Source organism: Sphingobium terrigena (assembly GCF_003591655.1).
Lineage (GTDB): Bacteria > Pseudomonadota > Alphaproteobacteria > Sphingomonadales > Sphingomonadaceae > Sphingobium > Sphingobium terrigena.
The window spans coordinates 76,361-99,472 of sequence record NZ_QVRA01000001.1 but is presented as its reverse complement, the minus strand read 5'-3'; the positions used below and the strand labels follow the sequence as shown (position 1 = coordinate 99,472).

Genomic DNA, 23,112 nt, shown 5'->3' with positions numbered 1-23,112 from the left:
TTGAAAGAGCGCATCTATTTACGTCCTGGTGGAGCATCCGATCTACCCCGATACGCGCGAGTTACCTTTTGATATCTGTGAAGACGGTATTAGGGCGGATTTCGATTGTCATGAATCGACCAGGGTTCCCAAGGGCATGATATTCTGATTCAGGATCCATGCTTGTGGAAGAGGCCAGCATGGATGGGGCAGCCTTTGTCTATGGATTTGCGTGTCCGGCTTCTGGCTGCGATTGATGGCGGCATGAGCAGTCGTTCGGCGGCGGCGCGGTTTGGCGTTGCGCCATTGACGGCGATCCGGTGGCAGGCGCAGTGGCGGGCGACCGCATTGCAGCCTCAAGCCTCAAGCCTCAAGGGGGGGGGGCATGCGCTCTTGCATGATCGAGGACGAGGGCAGGATATTCTCGCCCTGTGGGAGGGCCGCAAAGACATCACACTGGAGGAACTGCGCGCTGGCCTGGCTGGGATTGGTCTGCCCGTTTCGGTTGCCGGTATTCACCGCTTTTTCGTGCGCCGTGGCATGACGCGCAAAAAAGACTGCTCATGCAATCGAGCAGGACCGGCCAGACGTCCTGAAACAACGTCGTGAGTGGTTCGATGGTCAGATCGATCTGGAGCCAGAACGCCTCCTATTCATCGATGAAACCTGGGCCGCCACCAACATGGCCCGCAGCCATGGCCGCTGCGCGAAGAGCGAGCGATTGCGCATGGGCTTTCCGCATGGCCACCGCAAAACCACCACGCTGGTGGCTGGATTGCGCATGAGCGGCATGATCGCGCCGATGGTGCTCGACCGCCCGATCAACGGTGGCTGGTTCGAAGCCTGTGTGAGCCAGATCCTTATCCCCGATTTGAAGCCCGGTGATGTCGTGATCATGGACAATTTATCGACCCACAAGCGCGCTTGTGGGCGCGAACTGATTGAAGCGGCGGGCGCACACTGCGGTGCCTGCCGCCTTACAGCCTGGACTTCAATTCGATCGAGAAAGCCTTTCCCAAACTCACAGCATTGCTGCGAAAGGCCGAAGAGCGAACCGTCAGCAGCCTCTGGGATCTGATCGGGAAACTCGTCGGCATCGTCCAGCCAATAGAATGTGCCAACTACTTCAGATCATGCGGATATAAGCCAGAATGATAGAAAAATGCTCTAGCCGTACAGTCGGATGGACTCACGCCGCAAAATTTGGCAAAACCGACTTTGTATTTTCCAGAAATACAGCAAGAGTGCCGATCCAGAAAATCTTTGTTGCACAAACAGGCGCGGTATAATGAGATGATGGGGAGGGGGGGTCTCTTTAGAGGCCGGGCGATGCCTATTGCGTTGTGGAAAAATATCTGCCGCAGTTACGCCATCGCCATAACCAAAAGTGCGGATTTGGGGATTTTTAATGCCGAGAGATGAGGGTACAAAAAAAAGCGTCATAGTCCTTGGTGGGACTGGCTTCATCGGAATTAAACTTCTTAACCAACTTGTCCTGGATCAAGGCGTTAACCTTCACTGGATAAAAAGAAAAAAATCCTGTTCGCCAGATATTCCCGGCCTTCCTGAACCCCACATAGTAGAAGATTTTGAGAATATTGATCTTTCATGGTTAAGCCAAGCTGATGTCATTATCGATCTTGTCTCACAAGGTCGTGCACGCGCGACTCAACATCGGGATATCAACAAACGGATCAGGCCGCATCTACGAATAATTGATGGCCTGCTCAACAATCGTAGCCACATACATTATATTTATCTGTCGTCGGGTGGTGCCATTTACGGCAATACTGCCCTTACGTCCCTGAACGAGCAGTCGCCCTGCAATCCGCAAACCGAATATGGTCTCGAGAAAATGATCGTCGAGACGTCTCTTCTGTCCGCCGCGCAGAACTGTCTCGACGTGTCGATCTTACGGATATCTAATGCCTATGGCCAAGGGCAAACCATAAAGCCCGGTTTCGGTGTCATTCCCACCATGATCAGCGCCCTTAAGAACGGATCGGCGTTCACGGTTTTGGGAAATGGTGAGATGCAAAGAGATTATGTCAATGTGATTGACGTCCAAAGAGCCATCACCGCAGCTGTCCGCGCCAAGGGTGCCGGGATCGTCAATATCGCCACAGGTCATGGCACATCGATCAACCAGTTGATCGCGATGGTTGAGACGTTAAGTGGACGCGAACTGAACAAGATAAGTGTTGAGGCTGATGTGAGCGATCCTGACTTCGCCCGATTGGACATCTCACGCGCAAAAAATGTTCTCCAATGGCAGCCTACAATCCGCCTTGAGGACGGCCTCAGCGAGATTTTGCAGGACGCGGGTCTAATGTCGCGAATCAACTATTCAGAGCTTCCACATACGATGAATCGCGACGCTTTCCCGCCTGCTGGAACCGGTGCTGCCTGAAGCAATCAGTCTACGGTCCAAGAAGGCGAACGCTTCGCCGCATCCTACAGCCTGTATTCACCTTCGCTATGCTGGTCTTGCTGATCTCTGATGAGGGAGTGGGACATGAGTCGATCGTATGGCGTGGTAGGCCTAGTCACGGCCGGCCTGCTGTTATGGTCCTTCCCTGCAGGCGTCGCTTGGGCCGCAAATGGCGTGTCCATGGATATGCGCTGGGCAAATCGGCTGACCTGGGGGGCCACCTCATCCATGTCATCGAGCGGTAGCATCGACCAGTGGCTGTCTGGTCAGCTTGGTAAGCCATCCCGCGCCCTGCCTCCGCAGGCGGCTGAACAAATTACCGCGATGCAGATCGAAAAGACGCCGATGCCACAATTGGCGCAGGACATGCTCGCCCGGTATCATGCGTTCACGGCAATGAAGGACGTCGCGCAAAGAGAGGCGGCCAGGGTCGCCTACGAAAAAAGCATGAACGGCCTAGCTGACGAGGCGCGGCAGCGTTTTGTCCTGCGGGCGCTCTATGCGCCTGACCAGTTGCGGGAACAAATGACGTGGTTCTGGTTCAACCATTTCAACATATTCGCCACCAAACGCGACATAAGGGCGATGGTCGGCGACTATGAGGACGTGCTGCGAACCCGCGCACTAGGCAATTTCCGTGATCTGCTGGAAGCGACGCTGCGGCATCCCGCCATGCTGCGCTACCTCGACAATGACCTGAATTCGGTCGGCCATATCAATGAAAATTACGCCCGCGAAATCATGGAATTGCATAGTATGGGCGTAGGCACCGGCTATACCCAGAAGGATGTGCAGGAACTGGCCCGCATCCTGACCGGCGTGGGCGTGCGCATCGGTCCCGAAAGGCCGACGATCAAGCCGCAATGGCAGCCACTTTATATCCGGTCGGGGCTGTTCGAATTCAATCCCGCCAAACACGACTTTGGCGACAAGCTGTTCCTGGGTCATGTGATCAAGGGCAGCGGCATGGGAGAAGTGGAGCAAGCGCTCGACCTGATCGCCGGGTCGCCCGCGACGGCGCGCCATATCTCCAGCCAACTGGCAATCTTCTTCATGGGCGACAATCCGCCGGCCGCCATTATAGCTAAGATGGCGCAGACATTCCAGCAGACCAAAGGCGACATGTCCCAGGTGATCCGCACCATGGTGGACGACCCCGCCTTTGCCGCGTCGCTGGGCAAGAGTTTCAAAAACCCCGTTCAATATGCCATTTCCGCGCTGCGCCTGTCCTATGGCGACCGCGTCGTCGTAAACGCCCAGACGGTGGTGCGCTGGATCGCCTATATGGGCGGCACCCTATATGGACGCCAGACGCCGGATGGCTATGGCATGACGTCCGACGCTTGGTCGTCACCGGGACAGATGGCGAGCCGGTTCGACATTGCCCGCCAGATCGGGGTCGGCGCGGGCGGAATATTCCGCCCTGCTGGTGACACAACTGATCAGCCTGTCTTTCCCGATATCCGCACTCGCTTCTACCATGACGGACTGGGGAGCCAATTCAGCGCCCAGACCCAGGCCGCATTGGCCAAGGCGATCAACGACCGTGAATGGAACATCCTGTTCCTGTCATCCCCCGAATTCATGTATCGATAGGAGATCGTCCGTGAGCAGAGCTAGTTTCAGCCGCCGGGACATGATTGCTGGCATGATGGCGATGGGGCCGATGATGACCTTCGGCCGCGCCTTCGCCGCTCCCAATGCAGGTAGTCGGCTGCTCGTCGTGTTTCTTCGCGGCGCCTATGACGCGCTCAATGTCGTCATTCCGACCGGCACCGATTTCTATTATGAAGCGCGACCCACTATCGGCCTAGCCAGGCCTGATCCCCATGATCCCGGCACGCCCGTGCCGCTGGACAGCGACTGGAGCCTGCATCCCGCGCTCAAGCAGAGCATCCTGCCGCTCTGGCAGAAAAAGCAGATCGCCTTCATCCCCTTTGCCGGCACCAACGATGTGAGCCGCAGCCATTTCGAAACCCAGGATACGATCGAAATGGGGCAGTCGGTCGGCCAGCGGCGCGACTATACGTCAGGCTTCATGGCGCGCTTGGCCAGCGTGACAGAACGACAGGGGGCGTCGATCGCCTTTACCGATCAGCTGCCGCTATGCTTTCGCGGCAGCGGCGCGCCCATTCCCAATTTGGCGCTCGCCAATGTCGGCAAGCCGGTCAATCCACGGCAGGCGCAACTGATAGAAAGCATGTATCAGAGCCATGCAGGGCTGGCCCAGTCGGTGAAGGAGGGTTTCCAAGTCCGAGATATGGCCTTTCAGACGCTCGACGATGAAATGAAGGCCTCTGGCCGAGGTGCGGTGACGAGCAAGGGGTTCCAACTGGCGGCACGGCGCATGGGTACGCTGATGCGGAACCATTACAATCTGGCTTTTGCCGATGTCGGCGGTTGGGATACCCATGTCAATCAGGGCGGGCTGACCGGCACGTTGGCCGACCGGATCGGCGATTTCGGGCAGGGTCTTGTCGCCTTTGCCGACGCGATCGGGCCAGAAGCCTGGCGCACGACGACGGTGGTTGTGGTGTCCGAATTCGGTCGCACCTTCCGTGAGAATGGTGCGAAGGGAACCGATCATGGCCATGGCAGCATATATTGGGTGCTGGGCGGTGGTGTCTCGGGCGGGCGCATCGCGGGCGAACAGGTTGCCCTGTCGCCCCAGACCCTCAATGAGGGACGCGATCTGCCGGTCCTGACCGACTATCGCGGTCTGATCGGCGGGCTCGCGATGCAGCAATTTGGCCTGAATGCGAGTCAGATTGGCAGACTATTCCCCGGTGCACCGCCGACAAATCTGCGCCTGATTTAGGATGGCATGGTGTCATTTACATTTGCGAATGGCATCAACAATCAGGCTAATTACTCAACCTTCTGTGCAAACTCTGCGATGATCCTCGCCAATCGCGAAGCATCGGCAATCTTGTAATCGATATGCTTGAGGTGAAGCTGTAGCTCGCCTATCTCCTCATCTTGATCGACTTCCTCGATAAGATCAGACGGGACATAGACTGGAAGAGCGGCAATCTCGGATTGCCGACTAACCCAAATATCAGGCTGAATTGCCATGATTTCACGATTGCAGTGAACGATGCCCTGAACGTCTGAGAACCATCCCAGTTTATGTTGCACTGTGCCGTGGTGACAGAAATAAAATCCGACATGGCGACCGACCGCAATGCTCTCGTGAATCTTCTGGCCCAGGAATTTGACTATATTCGCTGTCGGCAAAGCTTGTCTGACAGTGGCAATGATTTGATCTGCGACGATATTATCGTCCTGGACGATCGCATCATTCAATTCTTGTATATAAGGTGCATCAAGTTCTTGATCGAAGGGAAGTGAATGACCATCGATCACAACCATCCGATCATTACGACCCTGTAAATAGTCGATGATCACCGTTGCCAATATGTCGGTCTGCGGGTTCAGCGTTCTATTTCTCGTCCTTACGCTGACCCACAGGCTGCGCCCGGCATACGATATCAGATCTTCTTTCACCTTGACCGCATAAGAACTTAGATTGCCTTCTGCGAAATCAATAATTTTATCCACTAGGCCCGCATCAATGAAGGTGCCCGTTGCGCAGAAAGTCAGTGCCCCTAGGCGATTTACCTCCGGTACTTCCGCTTTGGTCAGTTTGAAAACGACATTGAATTGCGAACCAAGGACATCGTTCACCGGCCCCAATGGTTCATGAACAGTGACAAGCGATGTCTTACGATCAAGCCCTGCCTCGACAATTTCCTGAAGCGCGCTCAGTTCGTTCCAAGCATGGTGCGCGAAATTCGCATCACCCGTCACCAAACATATGCCGCAATCGGCAGGGCGCTCGCGAATGACCTGCTCACCCCGTGCAGACAGCGTCTGAAAATGCCGTTCCCCCAAGCCCCAGAAACTCTCCGTCAAATGGACTATTGTCTTGCTGTTAAAAAATATAATAGTCGAAAGTGGAAATCCCGCCGCAAGATCACTTGCAACGACACCTATGACATTTTCTTTTCCAAAAAAGAAAAATATAGTCTGAAAATCATCAAACGTATATGTCGCACCCAGACGTAGTATGGATCCATTCATTGGATCAGTTATACAAAAAGACGTCAGTTCAATAATGTCGTAGACATATTGCCTAACATTTTTTGACGACCACTGATTCGCTTTGCTGATTTCCTCTATAAGGCTCCGAATATATGGAGCGCCATAGGATTGCATTTCCTTCTCAATATCATCGATATTATCCGGATTAAAACGAAGAATATCGTATGAACCATAGTCAACATCGATATTGAAATATTTTTGCATTTAAATCTGTCTCGTTACAGAATATATAGAACGCGCTAGTGATAAAAATATATTTATCAAACTTTGAACTTAGGGAATTTCTTTTCCGATATCACTTGCTGCTGTCGGGCAATAAAAAATCAGCGCTGATCGAATGTTCGGTATAAACACTCTCCATATAATATTCTCTCATAAATTACAGGCCGTTTTGATCGAGAGAGCAAGCTGGAAAATCAGCTCTGGTGGCCGGTTGTCAAGCCCATCCTTTTTGCATAGCCTTTCAGCCGTTTGAGCCAAGGCATAGCCTTGCCTTCAGGATTGTCTCCATTTTTCACCACCTGCCCTAGATATTGGTTGGGCCGCGGTTCCCCGTCGCTGATGGCGACCAGATTGCGCATGGCGAGCTTGCCGATCGCCTCGTCCGAAAAGGCTGGCGTGTAATAGATGCAATCGTCAAAATAATAATGGGTGACCTGTGACCAGCGGGTCAGCATCGGATTATTCTGGCGACTGCCACCATGGAGGAGGTTTGCGCACCAGATCAGAGCCTGCCCCTTCCGGGCAAGGAAGGTTTCCGGCTGCGCGCCGTGAGCATCGCACAAGGCGCGCCAGCCGGGCCCATAGGGATCCTGCGCCGATTCCAGAATACTGCCAAAGCCTTGGCGCCCGATCAGCGCATTGGTCATGATTGGCCAATGATGCGATCCGGGATAATAAAAGAGCGGCCCTGCATCCGGGCCTACATCCTCCATCGCCAGCCATACGCCGCACATAAAACGTTCAGGCAGGCTGGAGAAGTGGACCGAGTCCGAATGAGCCTCTTGCTGCGTCCCGACCGGAAAATTCAGCGTCTGGAAGGGAAAGGCCGTGCGGCCATACAGCTTGCCCAGCAGGTCGATGACGGCCTGGTTGGCGGCGATGGCGCGTACATCCTCATCGAAAGTCCAGGCGTCCTGGATGCGGCGTTCGCCACACGTCTTGTCGGCACCGGGATCTGAGAAATCGACGCCATAGCGCGGTGCCAGATGATGCTGAATACGGGCGATGCGATCGTCCAGCCCGATATCGGGGAAGTCGAAAACGGCATAGCCCTTTTCATACAGGCTGGTGGCGATCCGCTCTTCTTCCGCATTCAGCCCCCAATCCGCCTTCAACGCGGCGAATATCGGGGATTCGATCAGAGGCAGGCCAGGAAAGATATTGGTCAAGCGCAGCGGTCTCTTATCCAGTGGGCAATTGGTAACGAGAAAGGATCATCGTCCGACCCGATGGGCCATCTGGTCCAAAAGAAGGCGCAGGGTTCGTCCTATTGATCCTCGTCCCCTGCTGACCTGCTTCAAAATAGCAGAAAAGTCATGCCGGATCGTACGCTGATCGTCCAGATCGCGATATAGAGCCCAGAAAGCATCCACGCCGATCGCGCGAGGCATGAGCCAGACGCCATGATAGCCGAAGCTGCGCGACACGTCCCCTGCCCGTTCCGCCGAAAACAGATCGGCCAGATCGCGCGGGGCAAAGCGCATATCCTGGCTTTCCAGCCAAGTCCGGTTGATCCGCCCGATCGCAACATCTTCGGGATGGTGCGGGCGAAAGGCAGGGTCACGACATGCTTCCATCAGGCGCCGGCTGCGCAGGGAAAAGCCGCCATTGCCGACATCATGTCCATCGGTGAACTGGGGCCAACTTGCGCCGATATAATCATAATCGAGAAAGTCCGAACGCCAGCATTTCGCATCCAGAACATGCCCGTCCCACTGGACAATCAGGCAGTGCGTCGTGTCGACATGATCGACCATCTGCGAAAGCAGAAAATCGGAATAGGCACGCGAGGAGGCAATGGGTGCGATTGGCACCACGGTAATCCCGGGATGAACGACATTGACCGGACTGTCGGTGAACAGTTTGCAGGCAGCGACGTCAATCTGCCCCAAACAGGTTTCCAGCGCCAGGATGGTGGCCGCGACATTGACCGAGCTGACCGCACACAACGTGACCTGCGGCAGATGAAGGCGGGGTGACGGGTCACGCATTATCAGAGCGCCACCGCAAATTGCTCACTGGCCCGACTAAGCTGTGGGTGATGGTAGGGATCGTATATCTCGTCTGTGTTCCACAATTGCTTGAGCGCTGCCAACTCTCCGGCAAAGCGCACAACCCCGACCGGATCGCAATCCAGGCCGCGCGATACCGATTCATGATGGATCAGCGTGGCACGCGGCTCATAGAGCGATTGCCAGCCTTGCTTGTTCAGGCGAAGGCAGAGGTCGACATCGTTGAACGCGACAGCGAAATTCCGCTCATTCAGACCGCCTACGGCCAGAAACTTGTCGCGCTCGACCACCAGGCAGGCGGCGGTCACTGCCATGGTGAATTGCGGCAAGTTGTGGCGATGGAAATACCCTTCGGCCTCAGGCCTAAGGAAACGGTGAGCATGGCCTGCGGCATTGCCAATGCCGATCACCACGCCTGCGTGCTGGATGCGCCCATCGGGATAAAGCAGGCGCGCGCCGACTGCGCCGACTTCCGGGCGGAGCGCCTGTGTTGCCAGAGTGGCGAGCCAATGTGGCTCCGTCACTTCGATATCATTGTTGAGCAGGCAGAGCAGTCGTCCCTGCGCTGCATGAGCTGCCCGATTGTTGATTGCCGAATAGTTGAATGCGCCGCCATGGCGCAGCACCTGATATCGCTTCGGATCAAGCGCAGCCAGATAGGCCAGCGTATCAGGATCGTCGCTGTCATTGTCCACCACAATGACTTCTACATCAGGATAGTCGGTCGACATGACGCCGTCGAGACATGTGCGCAGCAGGTCCACCCGATTGCGAGTCGGCACGATGATGGAGATTCGAGGCAGGGCGGTCGCCACGTCGAGCGGTTTTGCTGACAGCCTGGGCTTAGGACGGCAGCGGCGATGGTGTAGCATCACCTGCACATGCAGCGGTGGTTCCTTCCCGGCCAGGCGGCGGACCAGTCGCTCCGGCCAGTCTGGCTCGTCTGCCACTGCTTCGAGGTCAGATCGGGACGCCCGCAATATGCAGGCACCCGTTATATAATCACAATGTCGAAATAGTTCGCTGTTCCAATCCGGCTTGAAATATGGCCGTTGGCGGCGGCGACCGATCAGCAGATCATCATCGGCATAAATGACCCGCGCGACCGTTTCTTCCATCGCCGCTCGATAGGCGGCGGCAGCACCGGGTGCGATCCTGTCGCCGGGGCTGACAGGCAGCAACCATGGATGATCGCACCAGTTGATCCGGTCGATTGCAGCACCCAGTGTTGGTGTTTCAGGAGACCCGATCAGAAGCACAGGCAGGCGTTCAGCAGCCAGACTCTCCAGTGAGGCCGCCAAATCCTTGGACTCATAGCCGCCCTCAAGGTCGATCAGGACGATGATCGGGTGATCTGCATCGGGCAGGCTGAACGGCCTGCCATTTCGGTCTTGCCGCCTGATCCAAAGCCGATAAGCCCGCGACGACCGGCTGAGCAGTGGCGCGAATTGCCCGCGCGCGCGGACTCGCTTGCGCTTCAACCACCATTTCGTTGCAGTGAGGTAAGCCCGCGGCTCAGCACGGAAGGCATCGAAATGAACCAATATGGTCAGCCAGATTTCCGCAATCCGTCCGAGATAATAGCCTGTCGATTTCGATTGCATGGAAACCCACCAAATAGCGACTTCGGACTGGATGACAACGAAAATCCGTCTGATCGGATGCGACTCCTACCAGCCGATTCCAGATAGCTGCCCGATATCGTCGAATCGCCACAACTTCATGGCGCTATGGATGCGTACAAATATTTCGACTTTCGCTTCCTGGCCGTTCCGAACATCCTGGGCCATTCGCATCTGGCGCACTGGCCAAACTAGGTGGATCGGCAAATGATCACTGGGCAAAGCGAGCCGTCTTATTCAGCCACAAGATTCTCGTTATGATTGATGGATTGACGGGGCGCAGCTTGTCCGATCCAGTATGGAACGCGGCTACATCATCAGATCATTCAGGCAAGCTGGTACAATGTCATGCCATCTTCATGATCTGCATTATCTGCGGTGGAAAAACGGGCAATTTGCCGCCATGGGTAGGCCGATATGGATAGTCCCACTAGCATGTCTGCACCGTTTGGTGAACAGCCACGCCTGATGGCCAGAGGAGAGAGCGCGCAACTGTTTGACCTTGGAAATGGCCAGGTGCTCAAACTGTTTCGCGATAGCGTGTCGGACGAGATGATCGCGCGGGAAGTTGACGCCTCCTGTCATGCCTATGCCTGCGGCGTACCTGCCGCAGCCGCGGTGGGGCGGCGGGCATGGGACGGGCGACGCGGCATCGTCTATCCCCGGCTCGACGGCGGGACGCTGATGGCCTGGATCCGCCGCAATCCGATGCGGGCCGGATGGGCACTGGATAGAATGGCGGCCATCCAAGCCGCGATGCATCGGGAGAGTGGAGGGGCGTTGCGGCCTTTGAAACAGGTATTGGCGACCGACATTGCATATGGCCCTGCCTCGATCGCGCTGCAACGGACGGCTATTGCCTATCTCGAAACGCTGCCCGACGGGGACGCGCTAACCCATGGCGACTTTCACCTGGGCAATGTCATGATGACGCCACAGGGGATGAAGGTGATTGACTGGTCGAAGGCGGCGGCGGGGCATCCGGCGGCCGATGCCGTGCGATCCGAGATGCTGATGCGTTTCGGTATCGGACCTAGCGACTGGGTGACGAATCTGTGGCGGGACTGGGCAGCGGGGCGATTGCGCAAAAGCTATTTGGCAGCGGGTACCCTAACGCCCCGCGACATGGACCTTTGGCGACCCGTCGTGGCGCTAGCCTGGCTACGAGCACGAAACGCTGGACGGACGCCGGCATTTCATCGCTATCTGGATGACGCGTTGCGTAGCAGCGGAATTGGGCGTCTGCACCAGGAGTAACTATATAATTATACTATAGTGCGGTGCCTTGCGCTCAATCCGATCCGAACAGGTCGCGCGTAAATATCTTGTCCGATACATCCTCGATATCCGACGTCATGCGGTTGGCGATGATGATGTCGCATTCCTGTTTGAAGGCAGCGAGATCGCGCACCACCCGCGATCCGAAAAATGCTTCCTCCTGCATGGCGGGTTCGTAGATCACCACTTCGATACCCTTGGCCTTGATCCGCTTCATGATGCCCTGAATGGACGACTGGCGGAAATTGTCGGATCCTGCCTTCATGACCAGACGGAAAACGCCAACCCTTTGCGGTGCCTTGGCGATGATCTGGTCGGCCAGGAAATCCTTGCGGGTATGGTTGGCGTCGACGATCGCGCGGATCAGATTTTGCGGAACCTCGGAATAATTGGCTAGCAGCTGCTTGGTGTCCTTGGGCAGGCAATAGCCGCCATAACCGAAGCTGGGGTTGTTATAATGAGAGCCGATGCGTGGATCGAGGCCGACGCCGACAATGATCTGGCGCGAGTCCATGCCATGCGCGATGGCATAGCTGTCCAGTTCGTTGAAGAAGGCGACCCGCATGGCGAGATAGGTGTTGGCGAACAGCTTGATCGCCTCGGCCTCATTGGGATCGGTGAAGAGGATGTCGACATCCTTCTTGATCGCGCCCTGCAACAGCAGGTCGGCGAAGATGCGCGCCCGTTCCGACCGCTCGCCCACGATGATGCGGGAAGGGTGGAGATTATCCTGTAATGCCTTCCCCTCGCGAAGAAATTCCGGGCTGAAAATGACCTGATCGGTCGTCAGACGCCGACGGACATCTTCTACGAAACCGACGGGGATGGTCGATTTGATGACGATCGTTGCGTCGGGGCTGATGACCTTGGCGGTCTGGATCACGGCTTCTACCGAGGATGTGTCGAACTTGTTGCTTCCGACGTCATAATTGGTCGGCGTGGCAACGACCACATAGTCGGCGCCGGTCAGAGCCTGTTGCGGATCGAGCGTGGCGACAAGGTTGAGCGGCCGGGTTGCGAGAAATTCTTCCAGTTCGGCGTCGATGATCGGCGATCTGCGCGCGTTGAGCATGTCGACGCGTTCGGCCGTGATATCGACAGCCACAACCTCATTATGCTGAGCCAGCAGGACGGCATTGGACAGCCCGACATAGCCGATCCCGAAAACTGCGATCTTCATTCTTTCCCCCGCATCACGCGACAGTGGTGGCGAATTTTGCGCCATTAGGGTGCGGACCCGATTCTCACGCAAACCTGAATGTAAGCCATCCGAGTTTACACATCATTGTGACCGATGCCGTCAGCTTACAGCCGTTCGCGGGGCGAAGCACAAGCGCAAATTTTTTCCTTTCTTTTCATTTATATGTCACAAAGAACTGATCACATAATCGCTGCGTTTTGTTTCGATGTTCGTGCCTCCATCGATTGGCATTTTAGGCGTATATTGGATTTTGGGCCTGCTCATATCAATTCCGACATGCAACTGAAGGCTAAAAATCGAGCAATGGCACTGTTCATCATGTAGCGGGCACGCGGCCCCGTTACATGCCGACACGGCCGGTTACCGATGGTCCGCGAGAGCCGCTATGGTCAGAAGGTCGGCCTTATGAGTGAACGAATCTAGCTTTGCGTTTCTTGACCCGGTCATGGTTGACTAAAGGTTGCGGCCGGATCACAAAGTCTGCTGTTTCACATTGCTGTGGGAGCTTTTAAAGGCTTGGCAAGCTTTCACTTTGCACACATGACGTTTAGGCAGGTTGCGGTATGAGCCTGCAAAGCAGCAATATCTTTTGATTAATTCAGGCGAAACATGGCTAGCGACCTCATGAATATTGTTCCCGTCATCTTGTCTGGAGGATCGGGTACGCGGCTTTGGCCCGTTTCCAAGCCGGAACATCCCAAACAATTGCTGCCGTTGACCGCCGAACTGACCATGCTTCAATTGACAGCTATGCGCTTAGAAGGTTTTGACTCCGCACCGATCGGCCGTCCGATCCTGGTGGCGAACGCTGCACATACGGACATTATCGATGACCAGTTGCGACAGAGCGGAATTGAAGATTATCTTCTCATTCTGGAACCGATCGGCCGGAATACCGCGCCCGCCATCGCGCTTGCTGCGCTAGAAGCGCAGGCTGATGATGCACTGTTGGTGATGCCGAGTGATCATGTCATCGCCGATCTGCCCGCGTTCCACGCAGCTATCGCGCGCGCCTTGCCGCTGGTTGGCAAAGGGTCGCTTGTGACCTTCGGTATCACCCCCGACGGCCCGGAAACCGGCTATGGCTATATCCAGATGGGCCAGTCCTGCGGCGAGGCGGTGCATGAGGTCGTGCGCTTCGTAGAAAAGCCCGATGTCGCCAATGCGCAAAAGATGCTGGCAGAAGGCAACCATGTCTGGAACGCAGGCATCTTCCTGTTTCGCGCCGACGCCTATCTGGCCGCCATGGGACGGCATCAACCGGATATGCTGGCGGCTGTTCGGACGTCGATGACGCAGGCCAGGCGTGATGGCGCGCATGTTTTTCCCGAAGCCATGGCCTTTCATGCCTGTCCTTCGGACTCGATCGACTATGCGATCATGGAACGCGAAGCGCATGTCGCCTGCGTCCCTGTCGCCATGGGTTGGTCGGATGTGGGGAGTTGGGATTCCCTGCACGCCATCAGCGCCAGAGATGCGGCCAACAATGCGGTGCGGGGCGAAGCGCTGCTGCTGGGTGCTCAAAATTGCCTTGTTCACAGCGACGGTCCGCGGGTTACGCTGGTCGATGTCGACGACCTGATCGTCGTCGTGTCGGACGGCGATGTCATGATCCTTAAGCGCGGCGAATCCCAGAAAGTGCGCAAGGTGACTGAAGCGCTCAAGTCCCTCACGGCCGCTACCACCACACACTGATTTTCTTTCCATCGCACGGCCGCGCAGACATGCGGGCATAAGGAAATATATGATGCAATCCGCCTCCATCGCCGACCTGATGACGCAGTCCGGCGTCGCGTTCGGCACCAGTGGAGCGCGCGGGCTGGTCAGCGCCATGACGGACCGGGTCTGTTTCGCCTATAGCTGTGCTTTCCTACAGCATCTGGCCGATATCGGGCAGTTCTCACCCGGCACCCATGTGGCGATCGCGGGTGATCTGCGTCCTTCCAGCCCTCGCATCATGGCGGCCTGCGCGGCGGCGGTGCGGCATATGGGCGGGGAAGTCGATTATTGCGGTTTCGTGCCGTCGCCCGCAGTCGCAGCCTACGGGTTCGCGCGGGGCATCCCGTCGCTGATGGTGACGGGCAGCCATATTCCCGACGACCGCAACGGCATCAAATTCAACCGCATCGACGGGGAGGTGCTGAAACCCGACGAACTGGCCATTCGCACCCAGAGCGTGTCCCTGCCTGACCTGTTCGATGGGGACGGGATGCTGAAGGATGCGCAGCCCGCAGCGCCGCTGGTGGATGTCGCAACCGCCTATATCGCGCGCTATGTCGATTTCTTCGGTGGGCAGGCGCTGGCCGGACTGAAACTGGGCATATATGAACATTCCGCCGTCGGCCGCGACTTATTGGTTGCGCTGGTCAAGGCGCTGGGCGGGGATGCAGTGTCACTGGGCCGGTCCGACCGATTCATTCCCGTCGATACCGAGGCGGTTCGCCCTCAGGACCAAGCGCTGGCGCAGGAATGGTCGGCGGCGCTCAAGCTGGACGCGATCCTGTCCACTGACGGGGATTCCGATCGGCCCTTGCTGGCTGATGAGCATGGCCTGTGGATGCGCGGCGATGTGCTGGGCATATTGAGCGCGCGAGCGCTGGGGATCGGTGCGATTGCAACGCCGGTCAGTTGCAACAGCGCGGTCGAACTGTCGGGCCTGTTTGGGTCCGTGCGGCGGACCCGCATCGGATCGCCCTTCGTGATCGAGGCGATGAACGGGCTGGTCGCAGAAGGGCAGGGGAGCGTTTGCGGCTATGAGGCCAATGGCGGTTTCCTGATCGCCACTCCGGTCGAGGCGGAAGGACGCATTCTGCCCGCGCTGCCGACGCGCGACGCAGTGCTGCCGATCCTGTCGGTGCTGGTCGATGCGCGCCGGCGGGGCGTCACTCTGTCCGCGCTACAGGCACAATTGCCGGCGCGCTATACGTTCAGCGAGCGGCTGGAGAATTACCCAACAGCCCAGAGCCAGGCGCTGATCGCGCATCTGGAGCAAGGGAGCGAGGCGGAGATATTGGCGCGGCTGACGGATATGTTCGGGGCGCTGGCGGGCGAAGCGGACAGGATCGACCGGACCGACGGACTGCGCATCCATTTTACTGGCGGCGACATCATCCATTTACGACCCAGCGGCAATGCGCCGGAACTGCGCTGCTACACCGAAAGCGACAATGTCCAGCGGGCCGCGACCCTTAACGAGCAGGCTCTGAAACTGGTTCGCGATTACACTATCGTGGTCTGACCTGATATCAGCGGAAAAGCCGACAGTGAGCTGGACAATGACTGGCTGTTTGCACAACAGCAAATCGTGGTAAATCAACGATTTATTTTGGCTGCTCCGTTCCAGATGTAGCCGGAATAATCCTATTTCCCTTTACAATCAGGGGCTTGCGGATATTGGCCGGTTGCCCATTTTACGCGCAGGCGGAGGCGGGCAATATATCGGCCGGTTCAGCGCGGGATGGCGAGCAGGGCCGATACCGGCCCTGCCGTCAGGGTGAAGATGCACTCGCCCTCCAGCAGCAGGCAGTCGCCCTTTTCCCAGCTGAGACCATTGACCGTGCCTGCGCCAGTCAGCGGTGTGAACCATAGCAGTTTGCCATCGGGCAGGGAGAGGCTTTGATCCGTCGTCCAATGCACCAGATCGAGTGAGAAGGGCGCTTCGCTGTCGGCGATCAGCCGGGCTTCGCTGCCCAGCGGCGCTTCGGTCAGGGCGCGGCCATAGGGCTGGAGGCGGCTGACGGCGGCACCATCGTCCAGATGCAGTTCGCGGGGACGGCCATAATCATAGAGTCGATAGGTGATATCCGCATTTTGCTGGATTTCAACGAGCGTGATGCCCGCGCCGATGGCATGGACGGTGCCAGCGGGAATGAAATAGCAGTCGCCCGGTTTCACCGGCTTCCAGTCGATCCATTGTTCCAGCGATCCGTCCTGCGCCGCTGTGCGGAACTGGTCGGGGGACATGGGGGCCGTCAGGCCGATACCCAAGGTCGCGCCCGGCTCACAATCGAGGATATACCAGATTTCCTCCTTGCCGCGCGGCAGCCCCTTGGCCACGGCCTGCACGTCGTCGGGATGCACCTGGATCGACAGCCGTTCGCTGGTGAAGATATATTTGACCAGCAGTGGAAGGTCGCGCCGATCGGGGCTTTCAAACCAGACTTCCCCGATCTGGCGGCCCGCGCCCGCAGCGAAGAGTGATGGGAGGTCTGTCCGGCCCCACGGCTTTTCGACATAATGGGGAGAAAGCTTTTGTATCTGCATCTCATCCATATCCGTCATATCCGTTTCTGTGGAACCAAGGGGTAATCGGGTACCTCAGCGTTCGATCAACAAGTTCCGCAAATAGCGGCCATAATCGGATTTGCCGAGCTTGACGATCGCCCTTTCCAGTTGTGGCCCGTCGATAAAACCTTGCCGATAAGCGATTTCTTCTGGACTGGCGATCTTGAAACCCTGGCGCTTTTCGAGGACGCGAACGAAATCGGCGGCGTCGAGCAGGCTGTCGGGCGTGCCGGTATCAAGCCAGGCATAGCCGCGGCCCATGATTTCCACGTTCAGTTCGCCGCGTTCGAGATAGACGCGGTTGACGTCGGTAATCTCCAGTTCGCCACGGGGCGAAGGCTGGAGGTTTGCGGCTATGTCCACGACCTGTTCGTCATAGAAATAGAGGCCGGTGACGGCCCAGTTGGATTGGGGATTTTCCGGCTTCTCCTCGATGGAGACAGCTTTCATGGCATCGTCGAAGCTCACCACGCCATAGCGTTCGGGATCGTTGACATGATAGGCGAACACACTCGCCCCGCTGGTCCGCGACGATGCGCTGGCGAGAATTTCGGGCAGGCCATGGCCATGATAGATATTGTCGCCCAGAATTAGCGCGGAATGTTGGCCCGCGACGAAATCGGCACCAATGATATAGGCCTGCGCCAGACCGTCCGGGCTGGGCTGCTCGGCATAGTCGATGGTCATGCCCCAGGCCGAACCGTCGCCCAGCAGCGACTGGAAAGCAGGCAGATCCCGCGGGGTGGAGATGATCAGCACTTCCCTGATACCTGCGTGCATCAGTGTGCTGAGCGGATAATAGATCATCGGCTTGTCATAGATTGGCATGAGCTGCTTTGAGGTCGACAGCGTCATCGGATAGAGGCGCGTTCCGCTGCCCCCGGCAAGAATGATACCCTTCATGCTCATATGGTCCCTCAGATAATCAGTTGTTGGCCGGTTGCAGACGATCCATCACATCGTCCAGCGACCCGCGCCAGTCCGGTAGCGTTACCCCATGGATGCGGGCGATCAAGCCGCAGTCGAGCCGCGAATTGGCAGGCCGTGCGGCAGGCGTGGGATAGTCGGCCGTGCCGATAGGCCGCACCAATGCGGACGGGCCGCCGCGCGCTGCCGATGCTGCAAAGATTGCCTGCGCGAAATCGGCCCAGCTGCCTTCGCCCTGCGCTGCCATGTGAAAGACGCCGCGAAACGACGGGCTAGCATCAGCGACCATATTGGTAGCTACCTGGAAGATGCCGCCGGCGATCGCCAACGCGCTGGTCGGATTGCCGACCTGGTCGCTCACTACGCCGATTTCGTCGCGGTCGCCGGCCAGACGCAACATGGTCTTGACGAAATTGCTGCTGAACGGGCTGTAGACCCAGGCGACGCGCAGGACGGCGCTGTTGTCGTGGCCGTCCAGCACCGCTTTTTCCCCTGCCAGCTTCGACGCGCCATAGACGCCGGTCGGACCGGTCGGATCGCTTTCCACATAGGGCCGGTCCAGCATCCCGTCGAACACATAGTCGGTCGAGAGGTGGATGAGCGGTACGCCAAGCGACTTGGCCGTCAGCGCCACCGCGCCCGGCCCTGCGCCGTTGACCGCAAAAGCGAGATCGCTTTCGCTTTCAGCCTTGTCCACCGCGGTATAGGCGGCGGCGGACACGATCGCGTCGGGCGCTGCTGCCGTCAGCGCCCGCGCGACCGACGCCGGGTCGGCCAGGTCGAGATCAGGGCGGCCGATTGCGATCACTTCATGCCCGGCGGCCGTACCCAGTTCGATCAGGCTGGTGACGACCTGGCCTGTCCTCCCGGTGACGGCAATCTTCACGCAGGCACCTTGGCCGTGGTCAGACCGAGCCTCTGACCGTCATATTGTTCGCGAAGCGGCTGCCACCACCACTTGTTTTCCAGATACCAGCGCACCGTCTTTTCGATGCCGGTGTCGAAATTCTCCTGCGCGCGCCAGCCCAGTTCATTCTCCAGCCTGGTTGCATCGATCGCATAACGGGCGTCATGGCCCGGACGATCGGTGACATATTCGATGAGATTGGCGCGCGGCGTATCGGTCGGCACCAGTTCGTCCAGCACGGCGCAGATGCGCAGCACGACGTCGATATTCTTGCGCTCGTTACGGCCGCCGACATTATAGGTTTCGCCCGGTTCGCCCTTTTCGATGATGATGTCCAATGCGCGGGCATGATCATCGACATAGAGCCAGTCGCGGATATTCTCGCCCTTGCCATAAACCGGCAGCTTGCGCCCTTCGAGCGCGTTGAGGATGGTCAGCGGGATCAGCTTTTCGGGGAAGTGATACGGCCCATAATTGTTCGAGCAGTTGGACACGACCACCGGCAGACCGTAGGTACGCTGCCACGCTTTCGCGAGGTGATCGGACGCTGCCTTGGACGCAGAATAGGGCGAGCTTGGATCGTAGGGGGTCGTTTCCTCGAACAGGCCTTCATCGCCCAGCGAACCATAGACTTCATCGGTCGAGACATGGAGGAAGCGGAAGGCAGCCTTGGCATCGGCGTCGAGGCCGTTCCAATAGGCGCGGGCGGCTTCCAGCAGGGTGAAGCTGCCTACGACATTGGTCTGGATGAAATCGGCCGCGCCGGTGATCGAGCGGTCGACATGGCTTTCGGCGGCCAGATGCATGATGCGGTCGGGCTTGAACCCGGTGATCGCCGCATCCATCGCGTCGCGATCGCAGATATTGGCGTGCAGGAACTGGTGGGTGTTTTTGCCCTCGACCTCCTTGAGAGAGGCTTCGCAACCTGCATAGGTCAGTGCGTCGATGGTCAGGACGTTATAACCCTTTTCCAGCACCAGATAGCGGACAAGGGCCGAGCCAATGAAACCGGCGCCGCCGGTGACGATTACACGCATGGATTAGTTGCTCCAGCTGAAATAGGCAGGAAGATCGGCCAACAACGGATGGTTGCGATCCTTTGCCGAAAGGGTTTCGGGGTCGGCCGCATCGGGCCATTGGATACCGATCGCCGGGTCGTTCCAGGCAATGCCCCTGTCACATTCGACGCTGTAATAGCTGCCCGTGACTTTATAGGCGATGACGGTATCGGGTTCGAGCGAGCACAAGCCATGAGCGAATCCCGGTGGGATCCAGAGTTGCTTGCCATTGTCGGGGGTCAATGTTTCGGCGACCCACTGGCCATATGTGGGCGACCCTTGGCGGATGTCGATCGCGACATCGAACAGGGCACCGGCAGTACAGCGAACCAGCTTGCCCTGGGCATAGGGCTCGCTCTGGAAATGCAGGCCGCGGATCGTGCCTGCTTTGGCACTGCGCGATTCGTTGTCCTGCAGGAAGGAATATTCGCCGATTTGCTCAGCGAACAAATCGGCGCGGAAGGTTTCCGCAAAATAGCCCCGATCGTCGCCAATGTGGCGAGGGATCAAAAGCTTGACGCCTGCAATAGCGTAGGTCTGAACTTCCATAGTATCTCTCAAAAAGCGCGAGCCGGTTCTGATCAGTTTCCGCTGTTCTGAATCACGGAAACCGCGCTCGTGACGCTCAGCACGGGTGAGAAGAGCTGGCTGATGAGTTGAACCAGCTTGCTGGGCTGATTGGCTGCTGCATTGCCAAAATAGAGGACGTCCTTGTCCTGCATCGTGAATTTCTGAGCGAGGAAATAGGAGCCGGTCTGCATCATGTTGATATGATAGACGATCGGCACTTCCTTGCCCTCCGCATCCTTGACGTAGCGGAACAGGAAGATCGCGGCAGGATTGCCAAGATTGGGATTGGTGCCGCCGGCAGTAGCGACCGCTTCGGCCAGGGATACCGACGAGCGGCGGAAGGATGCCTGTTCGACCCGGCCCGAAGCGCCGAGAATGGAGTAGGTCCGCGGATCGTCCACCAGCATCAGCCGGTCGCCAGGGCGGATGCGAATGTCGAGCGTGGGATCTTCGACCATATCGTTTATGCGAATATCCGCACTGGAATTACCGCGCAGGATGCGGACCATCAGGTCCTTCGAATCCCCACGATACCCGCCAGCAAGAGCGATAACGTCGGACAGGCTTTCGCGATTCGTCTGTAGTACGAGGCGTCCCGGCTTCGCCACTTCACCGCCCACGATGATCGAGTTGGTGATCACCTGGCTCAATGTTACCAACACCTGCGGATTTTGCGAAAGGCGCTTAAGCGAATTGCGGATCGTCGCTTCAATCTCTGCGGTCGTCAGCCCCGCGACCTGCATCTTCCCGGCATAGGGGATAGTGATGTTGCCCTGGTCGTCGACGCGCGTCGGCGGCAGTTTCTGCACCTGCACGCCAGGCATGGTGGAGACCTGGGACAGTGATCCGCCGGTGGCACCGCTCGAAAACAGGCTGACGCCCGCTTCATAAATGTTGATGTCCAATATATCGCCCGGCCCCACCATGTTGGTCGGCGTGGGCGCCAGAACCGGCAGAAACGTCGAGGGCGATGGAGCGTTGACTGGTACCGGAACATCGGCCCCGGACTTGATCTGGACCAACTGGATAGGAGTGCCATCCTGTAACGCAACGGCCGATTTTTCGATTTGCCCGCCGGTCGGGCCACTCGAAGGCAGGGTGGCGCAGCCTGCAAGGCCTGTGAGCAGGGCCAAATAAATGCTATTTTTTGCGTGCATGGATAAATATCTCGAAGCTGCGGCTTATCAACGCTACGCCTTAGCATTGCGATCCGAGAATGGACAATAGTTCCTCTTGCGCCTGCGTCACTTTATCCAACATGTTTGTCCTTCATGCTTCTTGGCCTTGCACCTGAGGTGATGTTGGCCTAGCGCAAGGGTGATTAGATTACCGTATGAGGCGCTGCGCAAATTTATGAACGTCAATCCCTCATTCTCCGCTGATGCCGAGATGCCGGTTCGTCATGCTACGCCCCTGCAATGGGTAAAAAAACGACGCATGTTCCTGTTTTGTGTCGTTTTGCCGACCGCCCTTGCCATCCTATATTATGGTCTGATCGCCGCTGACATATACATTTCGGAATCGCGGTTCACCATCAAGAGTGCCGACCAGAAACGATCGCAAATCTCGTCGCTGGCCAATCTTGTGCAGACGACAGGCCTGTCGGGCGGGCAGGAACAGGCGAATGAGGTGCTTGCCTATGTCCGCTCTCGCGACGCTCTCAGGGAGTTGGAAAAGGACATCCAGGTCCGGGAGAGATTTTCGTCGCCGCAGGCCGATTTTCTGAGCCGCTTTCCCAAGCCTTTTTCCGACAACAGCTTCGAAAGCCTGTTTAAATTTTATGAAAAGATGGTCGATCCGCGGATGGACGCGGAAACAGGCACGGCAACCATCAAAGTCAAGGCTTTCACGGCCCAGGACTCCTATGTCATTAACCGCCGATTGTTGGAGTTGAGCGAGGCGCTGGTCAACCGTCTTAACGCCCGAGCACAAAGCAAGGCCATTGCCGAAGCCCAGGCCCAGGTGGCCCTTGCTACCGAACGCGCGAGGAGCGCGCGTATACTTCTGTCGCAATATCGCAACAGTCAGTCACTGATCGATCCAGGCAAGCAGGCGGTTGGGGTGCTGGAGATAGCCAACGCCATGGTGGCCGAGCGGGCCACGTTGCAGGCCCAGCTGGATCTGATGCGGCAAGTCGCGCCGAACAATCCATCAATCCCTGCCTTGCGTAATCGCATCAATGCCATTTCGGTGCAGATTGCCGGGCAGGATAGTAGAGTCGTTGGAAGTGGCAACGGCATTGCATCCAAGATGGGTGGTTATGAAAATCTGCTGGTGGAGCAGGAATTTGCTACCCAGAGCCTGAATGCGGCCAACGCCGCGCTGGTTCAGGCCCGGTCCGAAGCGCAGCGTCAGCAATTCTATCTGGAGCGCGTGGTCAATCCCAACCTGCCAGACATGCCGCTATTGCCCAAGCGGCTGATCAACATCATAACCGTCGCAGCCGCCGCATTTTGCCTGTATTTCATTATGTGGATGTTCAGAATCGGCATTCTCGAGCACGCGCCGGACGAGTGA

Annotated in this window: 18 protein-coding genes and 1 pseudogene; 8 read left to right on the top strand and 11 right to left on the bottom strand. The window is 57.5% G+C overall.

Features of this window, described 5'->3' with window-relative positions; genetic code table 11:
* The first annotated feature begins 183 nt into the window (after window positions 1–183).
* From D0Z70_RS00460 to D0Z70_RS00445, 4 genes and pseudogenes are all read left to right on the top strand, one after another.
* A pseudogene (locus D0Z70_RS00460) lies at window positions 184–1,134 on the top strand (IS630 family transposase).
* Window positions 1,135–1,387: 253 nt separating this feature from the next.
* Window positions 1,388–2,389: an NAD-dependent epimerase/dehydratase family protein gene (locus D0Z70_RS00455; protein ID WP_119743463.1), complete on the top strand. Its 1,002-nt coding sequence runs from the start codon at window positions 1,388–1,390 to the stop codon at window positions 2,387–2,389.
* A 105-nt stretch (window positions 2,390–2,494) separates the two neighbouring features.
* Window positions 2,495–4,006 (top strand): DUF1800 domain-containing protein, encoded by a 1,512-nt coding sequence (locus D0Z70_RS00450; RefSeq protein ID WP_119743462.1) that lies wholly within the window; start codon window positions 2,495–2,497, stop codon window positions 4,004–4,006.
* Window positions 4,007–4,016: 10 nt separating this feature from the next.
* Complete coding sequence (locus tag D0Z70_RS00445) at window positions 4,017–5,228, top strand: DUF1501 domain-containing protein (RefSeq protein WP_239018760.1); 1,212 nt, start codon at window positions 4,017–4,019, stop codon at window positions 5,226–5,228.
* 50 nt (window positions 5,229–5,278) lie between these two features.
* Here D0Z70_RS00445 and D0Z70_RS00440 read toward each other — a convergent pair whose 3' ends face one another.
* From D0Z70_RS00440 to D0Z70_RS00425, 4 genes are all read right to left on the bottom strand, one after another.
* The gene (locus tag D0Z70_RS00440; RefSeq protein ID WP_119743461.1) at window positions 5,279–6,718 is read right to left on the bottom strand and encodes a hypothetical protein; all 1,440 of its coding nucleotides are present in this window, start codon (window positions 6,716–6,718) and stop codon (window positions 5,279–5,281) included.
* Window positions 6,719–6,930: 212 nt separating this feature from the next.
* A complete protein-coding gene (locus D0Z70_RS00435) occupies window positions 6,931–7,905 on the bottom strand; it encodes a phytanoyl-CoA dioxygenase family protein (protein ID WP_119743460.1) in 975 nt (324 codons plus the stop codon).
* Between the two features lie 45 nt (window positions 7,906–7,950).
* Entirely contained in the window at window positions 7,951–8,727 is a 777-nt protein-coding gene (locus D0Z70_RS00430) for a DUF5672 family protein (RefSeq protein WP_119743459.1), read from the bottom strand.
* Window positions 8,728–8,729: 2 nt separating this feature from the next.
* The gene (locus D0Z70_RS00425; RefSeq protein WP_182913791.1) at window positions 8,730–10,352 is read right to left on the bottom strand and encodes a glycosyltransferase family 2 protein; all 1,623 of its coding nucleotides are present in this window, start codon (window positions 10,350–10,352) and stop codon (window positions 8,730–8,732) included.
* A 453-nt stretch (window positions 10,353–10,805) separates the two neighbouring features.
* On the opposite strand from D0Z70_RS00425, the gene D0Z70_RS00420 reads away from it, so the two are divergent.
* Window positions 10,806–11,627 carry a phosphotransferase gene (locus D0Z70_RS00420; RefSeq protein ID WP_119743457.1) on the top strand — a complete coding sequence of 274 codons (822 nt, stop codon included), beginning with the start codon at window positions 10,806–10,808 and terminating at the stop codon, window positions 11,625–11,627.
* 34 nt (window positions 11,628–11,661) lie between these two features.
* On the opposite strand, the gene D0Z70_RS00415 is transcribed toward D0Z70_RS00420, so the two are convergent.
* A complete protein-coding gene (locus tag D0Z70_RS00415) occupies window positions 11,662–12,828 on the bottom strand; it encodes a nucleotide sugar dehydrogenase (protein WP_119743456.1) in 1,167 nt (388 codons plus the stop codon).
* Window positions 12,829–13,458: 630 nt separating this feature from the next.
* Here D0Z70_RS00415 and D0Z70_RS00410 point away from each other — a divergent pair.
* Window positions 13,459–14,544, top strand: coding sequence for a mannose-1-phosphate guanylyltransferase/mannose-6-phosphate isomerase (locus D0Z70_RS00410; RefSeq protein WP_119743455.1), 1,086 nt, complete (start codon window positions 13,459–13,461; stop codon window positions 14,542–14,544).
* Between the two features lie 49 nt (window positions 14,545–14,593).
* Window positions 14,594–16,087 (top strand): phosphomannomutase, encoded by a 1,494-nt coding sequence (locus D0Z70_RS00405; RefSeq protein WP_119743454.1) that lies wholly within the window; start codon window positions 14,594–14,596, stop codon window positions 16,085–16,087.
* A 209-nt stretch (window positions 16,088–16,296) separates the two neighbouring features.
* On the opposite strand, the gene D0Z70_RS00400 is transcribed toward D0Z70_RS00405, so the two are convergent.
* Genes D0Z70_RS00400 through D0Z70_RS00375 form a run of 6 tightly spaced genes read right to left on the bottom strand, consistent with a single transcriptional unit; the run spans window position 16,297 to window position 21,728 of the window.
* The gene (locus D0Z70_RS00400) at window positions 16,297–17,112 is read right to left on the bottom strand and encodes a class I mannose-6-phosphate isomerase (protein ID WP_119743722.1); all 816 of its coding nucleotides are present in this window, start codon (window positions 17,110–17,112) and stop codon (window positions 16,297–16,299) included.
* A gap of 54 nt (window positions 17,113–17,166) precedes the next feature.
* Complete coding sequence (rfbA, locus tag D0Z70_RS00395; protein ID WP_119743721.1) at window positions 17,167–18,036, bottom strand: glucose-1-phosphate thymidylyltransferase RfbA; 870 nt, start codon at window positions 18,034–18,036, stop codon at window positions 17,167–17,169.
* Between the two features lie 22 nt (window positions 18,037–18,058).
* Window positions 18,059–18,946, bottom strand: a complete 888-nt coding sequence (gene rfbD, locus D0Z70_RS00390; protein WP_119743453.1) for a dTDP-4-dehydrorhamnose reductase — start codon at window positions 18,944–18,946, stop codon at window positions 18,059–18,061.
* Window positions 18,943–20,004, bottom strand: a complete 1,062-nt coding sequence (gene rfbB / locus D0Z70_RS00385) for a dTDP-glucose 4,6-dehydratase (protein ID WP_119743452.1) — start codon at window positions 20,002–20,004, stop codon at window positions 18,943–18,945. Before rfbB ends, rfbD begins: the two co-directional genes overlap by 4 nt.
* Window positions 20,005–20,007: 3 nt before the next feature.
* Window positions 20,008–20,574, bottom strand: a complete 567-nt coding sequence (gene rfbC, locus D0Z70_RS00380; protein WP_119743451.1) for a dTDP-4-dehydrorhamnose 3,5-epimerase — start codon at window positions 20,572–20,574, stop codon at window positions 20,008–20,010.
* Window positions 20,575–20,606: 32 nt separating this feature from the next.
* On the bottom strand, window positions 20,607–21,728 hold the full coding sequence (locus D0Z70_RS00375) for a polysaccharide biosynthesis/export family protein (protein WP_338054895.1): 1,122 nt from the start codon (window positions 21,726–21,728) through the stop codon (window positions 20,607–20,609).
* 220 nt (window positions 21,729–21,948) lie between these two features.
* Here D0Z70_RS00375 and D0Z70_RS00370 point away from each other — a divergent pair, with 220 nt between their 5' ends.
* Complete coding sequence (locus D0Z70_RS00370; RefSeq protein ID WP_119743449.1) at window positions 21,949–23,112, top strand: KpsE/RkpR family capsule polysaccharide export protein; 1,164 nt, start codon at window positions 21,949–21,951, stop codon at window positions 23,110–23,112.

Coding starts and splice junctions, on each gene's coding strand:
- D0Z70_RS00455 (WP_119743463.1), top strand. CDS start 1,388: ATGCCGAGAGATGAGGGTACAAAAAAAAGCGTCATAGTCCTTGGTGGG.
- D0Z70_RS00450 (WP_119743462.1), top strand. CDS start 2,495: ATGAGTCGATCGTATGGCGTGGTAGGCCTAGTCACGGCCGGCCTGCTG.
- D0Z70_RS00440 (WP_119743461.1), bottom strand. CDS start 6,718: ATGCAAAAATATTTCAATATCGATGTTGACTATGGTTCATACGATATT.
- D0Z70_RS00430 (WP_119743459.1), bottom strand. CDS start 8,727: ATGCGTGACCCGTCACCCCGCCTTCATCTGCCGCAGGTCACGTTGTGT.
- D0Z70_RS00425 (WP_182913791.1), bottom strand. CDS start 10,352: ATGCAATCGAAATCGACAGGCTATTATCTCGGACGGATTGCGGAAATC.
- D0Z70_RS00420 (WP_119743457.1), top strand. CDS start 10,806: ATGTCTGCACCGTTTGGTGAACAGCCACGCCTGATGGCCAGAGGAGAG.
- D0Z70_RS00415 (WP_119743456.1), bottom strand. CDS start 12,828: ATGAAGATCGCAGTTTTCGGGATCGGCTATGTCGGGCTGTCCAATGCC.
- D0Z70_RS00410 (WP_119743455.1), top strand. CDS start 13,459: ATGGCTAGCGACCTCATGAATATTGTTCCCGTCATCTTGTCTGGAGGA.
- D0Z70_RS00405 (WP_119743454.1), top strand. CDS start 14,594: ATGATGCAATCCGCCTCCATCGCCGACCTGATGACGCAGTCCGGCGTC.
- D0Z70_RS00400 (WP_119743722.1), bottom strand. CDS start 17,112: ATGCAGATACAAAAGCTTTCTCCCCATTATGTCGAAAAGCCGTGGGGC.
- rfbA (WP_119743721.1), bottom strand. CDS start 18,036: ATGAAGGGTATCATTCTTGCCGGGGGCAGCGGAACGCGCCTCTATCCG.
- rfbB (WP_119743452.1), bottom strand. CDS start 20,004: ATGCGTGTAATCGTCACCGGCGGCGCCGGTTTCATTGGCTCGGCCCTT.
- rfbC (WP_119743451.1), bottom strand. CDS start 20,574: ATGGAAGTTCAGACCTACGCTATTGCAGGCGTCAAGCTTTTGATCCCT.
- D0Z70_RS00370 (WP_119743449.1), top strand. CDS start 21,949: ATGAACGTCAATCCCTCATTCTCCGCTGATGCCGAGATGCCGGTTCGT.